Below are 13,168 nucleotides of genomic sequence, written 5' to 3' on the forward strand. Positions count from 1 at the left end.
CCGGAAGCTGACGCCGTCACCGCTTCAGCTCACGAAGCGGCAGGCCGACGCGGCGGTGCGCGTGTCCATGTTGCGGCCGCGGTTGAGGTGGTCATCGGCTTCGGCCGCGCAGCCCAGCATGCGCGCGTAGAGGAACACGGTGAAGGCGGCCGATTCGAGTGCCGATTCGCCGATCTCCCCGGCACGCCACGGTTTCCAGGTGAGCTTGAGCAACAGCGCGGCGATCACCGCGTCGATGTTCACGCAGTACACCGTGCGCGACACCCCGGCCTGGTGCAGTGCCTGCACCAGCGCACGGTAGAAGTCGTGGAAGACGTTGGTCTCGCCCCGGGCCGTCATCAGCTCGCGGATGAAGACCTCGCGCGGATCGAGGTTCACCGGCCTGTCCTTGAACACCGGGTGATTCACGCCGGGCAGCTTGCGCAGGTCGAAGGCGCCGGCGGATTTCGCTTCGGCCTTGTAGCGCGCGTAGTCTTCGGCGCAGCCTCGCGCCAGCGCGGCGAGATCCAGCCCGTGGGCAGGGTCGGCCGGATCGGCGAGCGGCGTGTCGCGGAAGGCTTCGATCAGGAATTGCACACCTTCGAAGCCGTTGCCGCCGTGGGCGTAGCCGGTGTGGGTGAGGAAGCCGACCAGCGCCTTGTTGAGCTGCACCCGCTGCGGTGTTTCCGGACCGTCGGCCGAGACCGCGCCCTTCGCGCCCTGCGCCGAGATCGTGCCGGGGCCGTTGGTCAGCAGGATGCCGACCAGGGTCTGGAAGGCGAACAGGTCGGCGGCGTCGGGGCTGCGGTCGAGCAGCGCGCGGCAGGCGATCTCGGTGATCGAGGCGTGGCCGAGCAGCTGCGCGGTGGGCATGCCGCAGAAGGCGGCCGGCTGGTGGCGCTCCGGCAGCGCGGCGGCGCCGATCAGGGTGCCGAACAGCCGCAGCCACCACGGCAGGGTCTCGACGGTGAGGCGCGATACGCGCTTGCGCATCAGCGGGCCCCAGGCGAGTGTCGTCGTCAGCGCGGCGAGCACCGCGTCGGCGCCGACCGGGCGCCCCAGGCTGCGCAGGTAGCGCACCGGTACCGAGCGCGCGGCGCGCGCATCCAGTCCGGCGAGCATGGCTTCGGCGCGCGCGTCGGGTTCCGCCACGGTGACCAGGCGGGCGAGCGCGGCGTCTTCGGCCAGAGCTGCGAGGTCGAAATCCTCGGCCAGCGCGTCGCGCAGGCCGGCCGCATGAAAGCGCTCGATGAAGGCGGCGGCGATCTCGCGGGCGCGTTCGGCGCGCCGCGGCCCGACGATGGAGAGCGCCGCGGCGAGCACGCTGTTGGGCGCATTGCCGGCCTCGCGTGCGGCGTGCGCGGCGGCCAGCGCCGGATCGCCATGCAGGTTCACGCAGGCGGCGAGCGCCACATTCACCAGCTTGCGGTCGTTGTCGCCGCCGGCTTCGCGCAGCAGGGCGAGGCCGACGTTGGCTTCGAGCGGCAGGCGTGCCGCTTCCAGCACGCTGAGACCGTGCAGGCTGGCGACCTGGGTCTTCGGGTCCATTTTCGACGCGCCGGAGGCGTCCTTCAGCGCTTCGCGCGGGAAGGATGCACCGACCTGCCGGGCGAGGGCGGCGATCTGCGTGCGGTAGGGGTCGAGCGCGTCGACCACCGGCAGGTCCAGCCGGGCCGGCAGCTCGATGCCGGGGTTGGCGCCGAACCAGGGCTTGAGTTCCATCGTGCCTTCCGGCGCGAAGTCGGGCAGGGTGGCGTTGGCGCGCATCACCGCGGTCAGCGCGGCGGGAATGTGGGCGATGTTGGCGACGACCGCACCCTTGGCCGAGAACACCGGTCTGTCCGGCGTGAACAGCGCGTCGACGCCGAACTTCTCCATGAACCAGCGTTCCTTGGCGGCGGCATCGTCCTCGCCGCCGGCCATCGCGCCGGCGTGGCCGACGGCGCGGGTGAGCTTGGACTTCCAGCGGCCGACCACGCAGGCGACCACCGGCTTGGTGAAGACGGCGTCGCGCTCGTAGTAGCCGCCGGGTTCGCAGTACAGCACCGCGGCCTTGCTGCGGGCGTCGTTGGCAAGCGCGAAGGCGAACTCCGGTGCCGCGTAGTGGATGTAGACGTCCTTGCCGCTCGACACCAGCGTGGTCGTGCCCCAGCCGGCCATGCGCAGGTATTGCGCGATGGTCGTGGTGAAGCCGCCGGAATTGGACAGCACCGCGATCGAGCCGGGCTTGAGGGTGTCGGACGGGCTGTCGCCGCCCAGCGCACCGCCGATGCGCACCTGGTTCCAGGCGTCGGCGACGCCGAGGCAGTTGGCGCCGAAGATGTCGATGCCGTGCTGCTGGCCCATCGCGCGGATTTCGCGGGCGTCATGGACGGCGATCTTCTCGGTGATGATGAAGATCTTCTTCAGCTCGGGATTCACCCGGATCAGCTCGGCCACCCCGTCGCGCGCGGCCGAAGGCGGCAGATAGACCACGCCGCAGTTGAAGCGGTGGCCGTCGTCCAGACCCTCGCGCACGCTGTTGTAGACCGGGATGTTGCCGGCCGGCGTTTCCAGCACCTGGCCGCGGCGTCCGGGTGAGGTGCCGAACACCACGTTGCCGCCCGACCACGCATGGCCGACCGGCGTCACCTCGCTCGATTCGCCGCCGAGGATGTTGAGTACGCATACCCGGTCGCCGCGCGTCGCGATCTGCGCCAGCGAGCTGATGCCCACGTAATACTTGAAATCGCCTACACCCTGCTGGTACATGGCTGTCTCCTTGATTGCTCTTGGTCTGCGTTCAGACGGCCGGCGCCGGGGCCAGGCCGAGCCGGCGGGCGACCGCGTCGCGGCCACCGGCCTTCATCCATTCGTTGGCTTCGCGGGCGTAGTCGACGACCTCGCTCATCGCCGAATCGAAACCGAACAGGCGGTAGGGCAGGCCGAGTGCCTCGCAGGTGTCGCGCAGCACGCCCATGCCGCGTACCAGGTTGGGCCCGCCGCGGCCGGCGACGACGTAGAGCGGGGTCGGGCCGTGGCGGCTGACGTGCTCGCGCAGCGCGTCGGCCATGGCGCGGAAAGTTTCGAAGATGTCGGTGTTGTTGGATTTGCCGCCGATGATGAAGAGCACGTTGGCCTGGGCCAGCCAGTGCTTGAAGCAGATGGCCGCGACCGACTTCATCTTCTCGTAGGGCGGGTTGCCGCCGAAATCCGACGAGATGATGGCGTCGTCGCCGAGCATCTCGGTGACCAGTGAGTTGGCGCCGCCGCCGAAGGTGGGCGCGAGGATGGTGCCGTGTTCATTGATGACGTAGACGTCGCTCTGGCCCTGGTGGGTGCGCAGCTGGTTGATCTCCTGTTCGAAGTTGGAATAGTCGGCGGCGAACAGGTGGGCCGGCAGCTTGAGGCGATGCCAGCGCGGGTCGTCGCGGTCGAAGCCGCACTTGAAGTCGCAGGCTACCGGCGTCAGCCGACCGCGGCGGTCGGGGCGCATGCGGATCGGGTTGAGTTCGAGCGTGGTCATGCCGAAGTCGTGGTACAGCTCCCACAGCTTGGGCAGCTGCTGCACCAGCGGCGAGATGATCTCCTTGGGGGCGCCGATGTCGGCGAGCGCGTTGGCGACGACGAAGGCCTTCAGCCCGGTCAGCGGGTCGAAGGGGATGCGTGCGACCTGCGACTTGTCCAGTTCCTCGATGTCCATGCCGCCCACGTGGGTCAGTGTCATGGTGGGGGCGCGGAATTCGGTCGAGTCGGTGATCGAGAAATACACCTCGTGCTCGGCCGGTACCGCGCCCTCGAAGGTGACGCCATTGGCCTTGGCGACCTGGTTGCCGTGGCGGTGCTCGACGAAGTAGAGCCGCTCCTTTTCGGCGAGTGCGCTCTTGAGATCCTGCGCGCGGCCGATCAGGCCGGCCTTGCCCTTCTTGCCGACGCCGCCCTTGAACACGGGCTTGACGAAGACCGAGCCGTAGCGCTCGATCAGCGCGCCGATGGCCTCCTCGCTGGCATCCGGCCCGAGCACTTCCGCGCTTGGGAAATCGGCGAACTCGAGCAGGCGCGATCCGTACAACATGCCGGTGATCTGCATGGCGTTGTCTCCTTGCTGGTGGGGTGATTTCGATGCTGGGCAGGGGCGCTTTCGAATCAAGAAAGAAACACCCCGGACGCAACGGTCGAGACGCAAGGCGCACCCTCTCTCCCCAGAGGGCGCGCCCGGTAGCAGTCCCGTCGCCGGATCCGGGGTGTCAGAACTTGTGGCGGATGCCGGCCATCACCACGCGCGGGTCGCCTCCGGCCGCCGGAGTGAAGTTGCCGAGCGCGTAGTTGGCGTCGTCCTTGTTGATCAGCCTGCTGTACCCGGTGTAGAGCGTGGTGCGCTTGGACAGGTCGTACATGTAATAGGCCGACCAGCCGCGGGCATCCTCGGCGGCGGCGTCGTTGGACTCGTTGCGGTCGGCGTAGCTGATCGCGACGGTGCTCCGGGCGCCGGCCTTGATCTCGACGCCGATGTCGTAGGTGCGGGCCTTGCCTTCGCCCTGGCTGCCGCTCTCCTTGTCGCGGGTGTAGGCGAAATAGGCCTTGGCCGGGCCGAAGTCGTAGGCCAGGCCGAAGCCGTCGGTGCGCACCTTGCCGCCGGTGGAATCGCGCTGGATGCGCTGGGTGACGATGGAGGCCGACAGCGGCCCGCGCTTGTAGAGACCTGCGATGCCGAAGCCGTCGCCCTCGCGCCGCGCGGTGGAGTCGGTGGCGGTCTTGCCGCCCAGCCAGTAGGCGGCGTCGACCGAGAAGCCGCTGAACTCGGGCGAGCGGTACTTGACCATGCTGTCCAGCCGCACCTCGTAGGCCGGCTTGATGCCGCCGGTCTTGCGGCTGAGCAGGCCGGGGCTGCGGTCGGCGCTGCCGGTGGCGTCCATCGGGTCGATGGCGACGAAGGCGGGCGTGTACTGACGGCCCAGGGTGAGCCGGCCCCAGCCGCCTTCGACGCCGACGAAGGACTGCCGGCCGAAGGTCCGGCCGCCCTGTTCGAGCAGGCCGGTGGAGGGGTCGAAGCCCTGTTCCAGCGTGAAGATGGCCTTCATGCCGTTGCCGAGATCCTCGCTGCCGCGAAAGCCGAGCCGGGTGCCGTTGAGTTCGCCATGGTCGAGCGCGCTGCGGCTTTGCGACCCGGCCCTGGTGTGGCTGAGGTTGAGGTCGATCAGGCCGTAGATCGTCACGTTGGACTGGGCACAGGCTGCCGGCGGCAGGACCAGCGCGGAAACGGCGACGGCCGCCGCCAGGATGTTGCGGTTCATGGAATCTCCTCCTCGTTCTTGGCTGTGATCCCGCCTGCGTCGGGCGGGGTGGAGGCGATTGAAACCGGCTTGGCTTTCGATCTGCTTTCGTTGGCCTGCGCCTGCCACGGGCTTGTCTATGATGGAAACAAGCTGCCGGGCGCGCTGCGCCCGCCGCGGGGACGACGGAAGGAGGGCGCCATGGTCGTGATCGTGTTCCGTACCCGCCTGCGTGCAGGCGTGGATGAAGCCGAAATGGAGCAGGTGGGCGGGCGCATGTACGAGATCGCGTCGGCAATGCCCGGCTTCCTGTCCTACAAGGACTACGCCGCCGCCGACGGCGAGTTCGTGTCCATCGTCGAGTTCGATTCGCCCGAGGCGCTGGCTGCCTGGCGCGACCACCCGGAGCACCGCGAGATCCAGCAGCGCGGCCGCGAGCGCTACTTCAGCGAGTACCGGGTGCAGGTGTGCGTGCCGCTGCGCGAGTACAGCTTCACGCTGGACGGCGGCCGGGTGCAGCATGCGGGTTGAGGCAGCGCGGCCGGCCGGACGGTGGCCATGACGCCGCTGCACCTGCGCATCTTCGTGTCCTCGCCGGGCGATGTCGCGCGCGAGCGCGAGCTGCTGGCCGATCTGCTGGCGCGTCTGCCGCGCGATCCCTTGCTGGCCGACCGGGTGACGCTGAGCGTGGTCGCCTGGGACGACCCCGAGGCGCCGGCGCCCATGGTGGCGGGCGAGACGCCGCAGTCGGCGATCAACCGCTACAAGGGCCTGCCTGCCGATTGCGACCTGACGGTGGTGATCTTGCGCGGGCGCATCGGCACGCCGCTCGCCGCCGACATCCGCCGCGCCGACGGCAGCTGCTACGAGTCCGGCACGGTGTGGGAATTCGAGAATGCGCTGGCGGGCCGGCAGCTGCATCCCGAGCACGAGGTGCTGGTGTATCGCTGCACGCGTGACCCCGAGGTCAGCCTGCGCGACCCCAAGTTCGACGAGAAGCGCGCCCAGCTTGCCGCACTCGACACTTTCTGCGAGCGGGTGAAGAAGAACGCCGACGGCAGCTACTGCGGCGGCATCAACAAGTACGACACGCCGGAAGCCTTCGTCGATGCCTTCCGCAAGCATTTCAATGCCTACCTGCGCGGGCGCCTGCCGGAGATGCCGGCCGCGCCGCCGCCGGCCAAGCCCTGGCTGGTGCGCGAGGCCCTGCGCAGCCATCGCATCGTCGGCCGCGACAAGCTGGTCGACGAGGTCTGGCGGCGGGTCTGTGCCGGCCGCAACACCAGCCTGCTGTTTCTGCCGGGGGTGGGCAAGACCACGGTGGCGCAGGAGCTGGTGCGCGACAGGGACAAGGTGCTGGCCGCGTTCGACGGCGTGCTGTGGGCCAACCTCGGCCGTCAGCACGTGGACAACGAGGAGCTGCGGCGCTGGGCCGAGGCGCTGGGCATTTCATCCGAGCGGATGAACAGCCTGGACCGGCCGGAACTGTGGACCCAGGCACTGCGCGAAGCGATCGGCGAGCGCCGCCTGCTGGTGGTGCTGGATGATGTCTGGCGTACCGAGGACGCGCAGCGCTTCATGGCGCTGGGGCCGCACTGCGTGTTCGTCTCGACCACGCGCTCCAAGGCGGTGGCGATCGAGCTGGGCGACAGGGAGGTCGTCGCCGAGCTGCCGCGTTCGCAGGGCTTTCGCCTGCTGCGCGAAATCGCACCCGAGGCGGTGCGCTTCGATCCCTTCGGTGCCAAGGCGCTGGTGGGCGCGATGCAGGGTTTGCCGCTGGCGCTGGTGCTGGTCGGCAAGTTGTTGCGGCGGGCGGCGGCGGACGATCCACCCGACCCCGACCGCCTGCGCCGCGCCTACCACGATGCCGCCGAGGCGGGGCGCCGGCTGGATCTGTGTGGCGACGACCGCCGCTCGCTCGGCGACGTGATAGAGCTGTCCTTTGCCGCACTGCATACCGATGCGGCGCGCGACGCGGCGATCGCGCTGTCCATCTTCCGGCCCAAGCCCAACGGCTTCTGCAAGGACATCGCGCTGGCGGTGTGTGACGCCGATGAGGACATGCTGTGGGACATCAGCGACATGGGCCTCATCGGCCACTACCTGCGCGGCAACAGCAGCGAATACACCATGCATCGCATCGTCGCCGAGTACGCCCGCACCCGCCTGCCGCTGACGGCCTCGCAGGCGCTGCACCGCAAGGCGCTCGCCTTCTACGCCGACAAGCTGCGCGGCACGCTGGAGAGCGATCCCGAGGCCTATCTCGGCTGGTACCGCTACGAGCAGGCCGAGTGGCAGGAAACCAAGGACGCCTGCCTCTATCACATGGCGCACGCCGGTGACACCGCGGCCGGGGTGCTCGCCTTCCTGCGGGTCTTCTTCGATGCCTTCTGGTGGTGGGGCTATTACCAGCGCTTTCCCTTCTGCGAGCGCCTGATTGCCGAGTGGCGCCAACGCGAGCTGGAGCCCCGCGCCCGCGAGATCCTGAACGAGGTGGCGCGCTTCCAGGATGCCTATCCGGCCGGCCCGGACAAGCGTGCGGCGGCGGGCGACTGGGCGCGGGTGGAGAAGGCGCTGCTCACCATCCGCGACCGCCTCGGCCTAGTCGGCGAAATCCGCCGCATCGAGGGCGAGGATGCGCGCCGGGTGCGCGCCTTCATCGATTTCTTCCTTGCCGAGGCCTGGGCCTACGGCCGCGGCGATCGCGATGAAGCCCTGCGCCACTACGAGGCAGCACGCACGCTCCTGGTTGCCGACGGCATGGCCTGGATCGCGGCGTGGATCGCCTTCTACGTGGCGCAATACCTGTTCGAACTCGGCGACCTGACTGCGGCGCGGGAGCAGGCGCAGCAATCGCTGGCGGAGGGCAGCGCCGAGTTCGGCGAGGCTGCACCGCTCGAACAGCGCGATTCCGAACTGCTAGCCAACGATTACCGCCTGCTCGGCGATCTGGCCCTGGCCGCCGGCGACAGCGAGACAGCCGCGCGGGCCTATTGCCGGGCGGCGCTCTATGCCTACATCTTCCAGGCCATACCGGAGCCGGCGGATTCCTACACCATGGCGTTTTACCGCGAGATCACCGGCCGCGTCGCCGGGCAGCTCGCCGCGCTGCTGGCCACGGACCCGGCGCGCGGCCGCGCGTTTGCCCGCATGCTGGCGGATTTCGGGGCGCCGTGCCGCGGCAGCCCGGGCGGTCCGGACGACACAGCGGCGCTGGATGCGGCACTGGAGAGCGGCGTGCCGGCACGACTCGCCGCAGCATTGTTTCCAGCGGGCCTCGACGAAGCGGACATCGTGCCCGCCGCAGCGGCGTATGGCGAGAAGGTGCTGGCCGTACTGCCCGCCTATGAGGAAGCAACCTGGGGATCGGGCTGGCTTGCGGCCGCGAGGGCCGGACGTACTGCAGATGCCGCGGGCGCAGGCGTATCGCCGACATGAAACGTCGGCCGATATGCCCCTGCAGCGGGGAACGGCGGCGCGTCAATGCGGCGCCGGCTGCAGGTCCGAGCGGGTGAGAACCCGGCAGGCAACGGCAAAGGGCACGCCGAGCTGGTCCATGCGGCGGCCGGCGTCGTTGATGCTGAGCCGGCCGGTTTTCACGGCGTGGAGCAGCAGATCGATCCGTGCACGGAGTAAGGGGTTGGTCCGGCGATCCATGACGCGTCCCTGTTGAAATATGTTTATTGAATTATCGCTAGCTTAGTCCATGGTCATCGTCGTGGCTAGTTCCATGTGCGCTGCGGGCTGCTTGGTGGATCCGGTTCAGCCCCGGCCGGCGGCAGTGCGATAGGCATTGCGTACCAGCCCGGTCCCGTAGCGCCGCTCCAGCCGGCGGATGGTGAAGTGCGCCTCGCTGACCGCCTGGAAGTGCGTCATGAACAGCAGGTTGACCGCCACGCCGGCGCCGACGCCGACGCCGGGAACGAGCATGCCGGCGGCCTTCTGCGTGAGCTGTACCTTGTAGCGTGCGGCGACCATGGAGAGCAGGCGCGCGATCGCCGGCGCGCCCTGCTGGCCGAGACCGCTCAGGCCCTGGCTGGCGACATGGCGCGAGGCGTCGCTGACCGCGCTGGCGAGCGCGGCGCGGACCGCGTAGTAGCCGGTTTCGATGCCGTCGTCGGCGCTGCCCGGTCCGCCGAGTGCGAACACTTCGAGCGCGGCCATGCGGGTGGCGGGGGCGTTGATGTCCTCGCCGTGTGCCCGCGCGACATCGAGGATGGCGCGCATGATCAGGATGGTGGACAACGGGATCTCGACCGTCAGCCCTGGAAGCCCGAAAGCGCCACCGGCGCCGCCGCTGACCGAGCCGAGCAGTTTGTGCAGGCGCGGCGAGGCGGTGCGCGGCCCGGCATCGGCATCGAGCGTGCGGGCGGCGACCGCGATGGCGCGGCCGAGGGCGTCCTGCGCGATGCCGCCCAGCCTGCGGCGCCAGCTCGCCGGCAGCCGCGCCATGCCCTTCTCGATGGGACGGCCGACGGCGTCGCTCAGTCGCATCGCCAGGCCGGGCGACTCCAGCGTGCTGCGGGCGGCGGCGAGGGCGGCGAGATCGGACGGGGACAGCGCGGGCGGGGACTGCGGCATCGGGCGTTCTTCCAGGGCGTGAGCGACATTCGAGTGGCCCCGGGCGCCTTCGGTTCAGCGTTGCCTGCCGTGGGCGATCAGCGCGCCAGTGTGCGACTCCAGCGCCGGTAGAGCCGGGTCATCAGCACATGCATCGCTGCACTGCGGCCAGCCGCATCGGTGGCGGTATCTTCCAGTGTGCCGACCGCCGGATTGCCTGCCTCGCGTTCGCGCACCAGCTCGTGGCCGTTGCGGGCGAGCGAGCGGTCTATGAGTTCGGGCGTCATCTCGAGGTGGAACTGCATGCCGAGATGGCGGCCGGCGACCACGTAGGCCTGGTTGGCGCAATGCCGGCTGCTGGCGATGCGCACCGCTGCGGCCGGAATGTCGAAGGTGTCGCCGTGCCACTGGAATACCGTGTGCTCGGTGCCGCCAGGCGTGCCGAACCACTCGGCCGCGTCGGCGTGCTCGTCGATGCGTATCGTCTGCCAGCCGATCTCCTTGCGCGCGTTGCGGCGGATCTGCGCGCCGAAGGCGTGTGCCAGCAACTGGCTGCCGAGGCAGTGGCCGGCCACCGGCAGGCCGCGCGCGTCGGCATCGTGGATCAGGCGGATCTCGTCCAGCATCCAAGGCAGGCGGTCGTTCACGCCCATGTAGCCGCCCATCAGCACCAGGCCGCTGTAGGGTTCGGCGGAGGCGGGGATGGGTGCGCCGTCGACAATGGGTACGATCTCCCAGGGGATGTCCAGGCTGTCGAGTACGGGGAGGACGGCGCCGGGGGCGCCGACTTCGGTGTGTTGGAGGATGGCGACCGGTTTCATGTCGGGGGCTTGGTGGGGCGGCCCGTCGTTGCGGGCCGCTGGGTGTCAGGCCGGCTGGAGGGCCGGGAAGGCGCCGTCTTCGGGCGGGGTGGGGGCGACGGCGGGTGTGGCGACCGTTGCCGGGCGGCGCGATTGGCCGACGCCGAGCAGGCTGTCGAGCAGCGCGCCGTCGCCGGCGAGTTCTGCGCTCGGCCCGGCGTGCACCACGGTACCGCGTTCGAGCACGATGGCGTGGTGGGTCATCGACAGCGTCAGCACCGGATGCTGTTCCACCACCACCGAGGCCAGGCCCTCGCTTTCGCACAGCAGCTTGATGACCAGCGCCAGCTCCTCGACGATGATGGGCGCGAGGCCTTCCATCGGCTCGTCGAGCAGCAGCAGCCTGGGGTTGGTCATCAGCGCGCGGCCGATCGCCAGCATCTGCTGCTCCCCGCCCGATAGCTGGTTGCCGTAGTTGGCGCGGCGCTCCTGCAGGCGCGGAAAGAGTTCGTACACCCGTTTCAGGTTCCACGGCCCGCGGGTGGCGATCACGGTGAGGTTTTCCTCCACGGTGAGCGAGGGGAAAACCTCGCGTTCCTGCGGCACCCAGCCCAGCCCGGCGCGCACCCGGCGGTGCGAGGGCTCGCGCGTGATGTCGCGCCCCTGCCAGCGGATGCTGCCGCTCTTCACCCGGGTATTGCCCATCAGGGTCTCGAGCAGCGTGGATTTGCCGACGCCGTTGCGGCCGAGGATGGCGAGGCTCTTGCCCGCTTCGAGCGCGAAGCTCATGCGGTCGAGTACCACCGCGTCGCCGTAGCCGGCGGTGACCTGGTCGAAGGCGAGCAGTTCAGACATGGACTTCTCCTGCATGGGTGCCGCTGCCGAGATAGACCTCGCGCACGCGGGGATCGGCGGAAATCTCGGCGGGCGTGCCTTCGGTCAGGACCTCGCCGGCGACCAGTACCGAGATGCGCCTGGAGAAGCGGAAGACGAGGTCCATGTCGTGCTCGATGAAGAGGATGCTGATGTCGTCCGGCAGTTCGGCGACGACTTCGAACAGTTCGCCGCTCTCGCCCGCCGGGATGCCTGCGGCGGGTTCGTCGAGCAGCAGGATGCGCGGTCGTGCCGCCATCGCCAGCGCGATTTCCAGCAGGCGCTGCTTGCCGTAGGCCAGCGCCGACACCGGCACGTCGGCCAGGCTGTCCAGCCGCAGCCGCGCCAGCAGCGCGTGGGCTTCGTCGAAGGCGGCGGTACAGCGCGTCAGCGGTCGCCACCAGGTGGCGCCGAGGCCGTCACGCTCGCTGATCGCCAGTACCACCGACAGCAGCGGCGTGAGGCTGGGAAACAGGGTGTTGATCTGGAAGGTGCGGACCAGGCCGATGCGAGCGCGTTGGTCGCAAGACAGGCCGGTGATGTCCTCGCCGCCGAGCTGGATGCTGCCCGAGGTCGGTTTGTACACGCCGGTCAGCAGGTTGATCAGCGTGGTCTTGCCGGCGCCGTTGGGGCCGATCAGGGCCTGGCGGGCGCCGGGTTCGACCGTCAGATTGACGTCGTTGACCGCGCGGAAGGCGCCGAACTGGATGCCGAGGCCGCGGGTGGAAAGTGCGGGGGCGCTCATCAGGCTCTCCTCACGGTGACGAGACGCGACAGCATGCCCATGATGCCGCCGCGGCCCAGCATGACTGCCGCGATCAGGAAGATGCCGAGCCAGAACATCCAGTACTGCGGATTCATGTCGGCGAACCAGTCGTGCACCAGCATGTAGACAATGGCGCCGATCATGCCGCCGTAGAGTCGGCCGGTGCCGCCCAGCACGAGGATGATGAGGATCTCGGCGGAACGGTTGAAGCTGAGCGATTCGATGCCGACGAACTGCGAGGTCTGCGCCAGCAGCGCGCCCGCCACCCCGGCGATGGCCGCGGAGAAGGCGTAGGCCATGCGCAGCCGCGCCTCGACCGGCGAGCCAATCGCCTGCATGCGCTTGCGGCTGTCGTGAATGCCGCGCAGCGCCAGGCCGAAGGGCGAGCGCACGATCAGCCGTGCCAGCAGGAAGGCCACCAGCACCATGGCGAAGCTGTAGATGAAGGCGGTCCTGCCCCACAGGTCGAATTCGAACACGCCCAATACCGGATCCATGGTGATGCCCTGCAGGCCGTCGGTGCCGCCGGTGATGCCGGACAGGCGGTTGGCCAGTTCGGCCAGCAGTACGCAGACGCCGATGGTGATCATCAGCCGGGTGAGGTCGGCGCCGCGCACCACAAGGTAGCTCAGGATGTAGCCGAGCGCGCCGCACACCAACAGCGCCAGCAACAGGCCGGAGAATGGCTCGCTCCAGCCGTGCCTGGCGAGCAGGCCGGCGGCGTAGGCGCCGCAGCCGAAGAAGGCCGCATGGCCGACGGTGAGGATGCCGGCATAGCCCAGCGCCATGTCGAGCGAGACCGCGAACAGGCCGAAGATCAGCACCTGGCTGAGCAGGGTGAGGTGGTCGGGCAGCAGGAAGTAGCTGCTCGCCAGCGCCGCCCAGAACAGGGCTTCGACCAGCGGCAGACGTCTGGAAGAGAGGGTGAGTAAGGTCAT

11 protein-coding genes are annotated in these 13,168 nt (G+C 69.3%); 2 read left to right on the forward strand and 9 right to left on the reverse strand.

Annotated features, from left to right (window positions below; translation table 11 throughout):
* Positions 1 to 24: 24 nt before the first annotated feature.
* The 3 genes from CJ010_RS07310 to CJ010_RS07320 all read right to left on the reverse strand — a co-directional run bounded on the left by CJ010_RS07310 (position 25) and on the right by CJ010_RS07320 (position 5,252).
* Positions 25 to 2,730: a CoA-binding protein gene (locus tag CJ010_RS07310; protein WP_141017425.1), complete on the reverse strand. Its 2,706-nt coding sequence runs from the start codon at positions 2,728 to 2,730 to the stop codon at positions 25 to 27.
* 31 nt (positions 2,731 to 2,761) lie between these two features.
* Positions 2,762 to 4,048 carry an ATP citrate lyase citrate-binding domain-containing protein gene (locus CJ010_RS07315; RefSeq protein WP_141017426.1) on the reverse strand — a complete coding sequence of 429 codons (1,287 nt, stop codon included), beginning with the start codon at positions 4,046 to 4,048 and terminating at the stop codon, positions 2,762 to 2,764.
* Positions 4,049 to 4,205: 157 nt separating this feature from the next.
* The gene (locus tag CJ010_RS07320; RefSeq protein ID WP_141017427.1) at positions 4,206 to 5,252 is read right to left on the reverse strand and encodes a porin; all 1,047 of its coding nucleotides are present in this window, start codon (positions 5,250 to 5,252) and stop codon (positions 4,206 to 4,208) included.
* Between the two features lie 180 nt (positions 5,253 to 5,432).
* On the opposite strand from CJ010_RS07320, the gene CJ010_RS07325 reads away from it, so the two are divergent.
* Positions 5,433 to 5,762 carry an antibiotic biosynthesis monooxygenase gene (locus CJ010_RS07325; protein ID WP_141017428.1) on the forward strand — a complete coding sequence of 110 codons (330 nt, stop codon included), beginning with the start codon at positions 5,433 to 5,435 and terminating at the stop codon, positions 5,760 to 5,762.
* A gap of 27 nt (positions 5,763 to 5,789) precedes the next feature.
* Complete coding sequence (locus tag CJ010_RS07330) at positions 5,790 to 8,669, forward strand: tetratricopeptide repeat protein (protein WP_240794523.1); 2,880 nt, start codon at positions 5,790 to 5,792, stop codon at positions 8,667 to 8,669.
* Between the two features lie 42 nt (positions 8,670 to 8,711).
* Here CJ010_RS07330 and CJ010_RS25125 read toward each other — a convergent pair whose 3' ends face one another.
* The 6 genes from CJ010_RS25125 to CJ010_RS07355 all read right to left on the reverse strand — a co-directional run bounded on the left by CJ010_RS25125 (position 8,712) and on the right by CJ010_RS07355 (position 13,168).
* Positions 8,712 to 8,888 carry a hypothetical protein gene (locus tag CJ010_RS25125; protein WP_168224912.1) on the reverse strand — a complete coding sequence of 59 codons (177 nt, stop codon included), beginning with the start codon at positions 8,886 to 8,888 and terminating at the stop codon, positions 8,712 to 8,714.
* Positions 8,889 to 8,993: 105 nt separating this feature from the next.
* Positions 8,994 to 9,812, reverse strand: a complete 819-nt coding sequence (locus tag CJ010_RS07335; protein WP_141017430.1) for an EcsC family protein — start codon at positions 9,810 to 9,812, stop codon at positions 8,994 to 8,996.
* A 77-nt stretch (positions 9,813 to 9,889) separates the two neighbouring features.
* Positions 9,890 to 10,612: a type 1 glutamine amidotransferase gene (locus CJ010_RS07340; protein WP_141017431.1), complete on the reverse strand. Its 723-nt coding sequence runs from the start codon at positions 10,610 to 10,612 to the stop codon at positions 9,890 to 9,892.
* Positions 10,613 to 10,657: 45 nt separating this feature from the next.
* On the reverse strand, positions 10,658 to 11,446 hold the full coding sequence (locus tag CJ010_RS07345) for an ABC transporter ATP-binding protein (RefSeq protein ID WP_141017432.1): 789 nt from the start codon (positions 11,444 to 11,446) through the stop codon (positions 10,658 to 10,660).
* Positions 11,439 to 12,209 carry an ABC transporter ATP-binding protein gene (locus tag CJ010_RS07350; protein ID WP_141017433.1) on the reverse strand — a complete coding sequence of 257 codons (771 nt, stop codon included), beginning with the start codon at positions 12,207 to 12,209 and terminating at the stop codon, positions 11,439 to 11,441. The genes CJ010_RS07345 and CJ010_RS07350 overlap by 8 nt, the downstream gene beginning before the upstream one ends.
* Positions 12,209 to 13,168: a branched-chain amino acid ABC transporter permease gene (locus CJ010_RS07355; RefSeq protein ID WP_141017434.1), complete on the reverse strand. Its 960-nt coding sequence runs from the start codon at positions 13,166 to 13,168 to the stop codon at positions 12,209 to 12,211. Before CJ010_RS07355 ends, CJ010_RS07350 begins: the two co-directional genes overlap by 1 nt.

Source organism: Azoarcus sp. DD4, from assembly GCF_006496635.1.
Taxonomy (GTDB): domain Bacteria; phylum Pseudomonadota; class Gammaproteobacteria; order Burkholderiales; family Rhodocyclaceae; genus Azoarcus.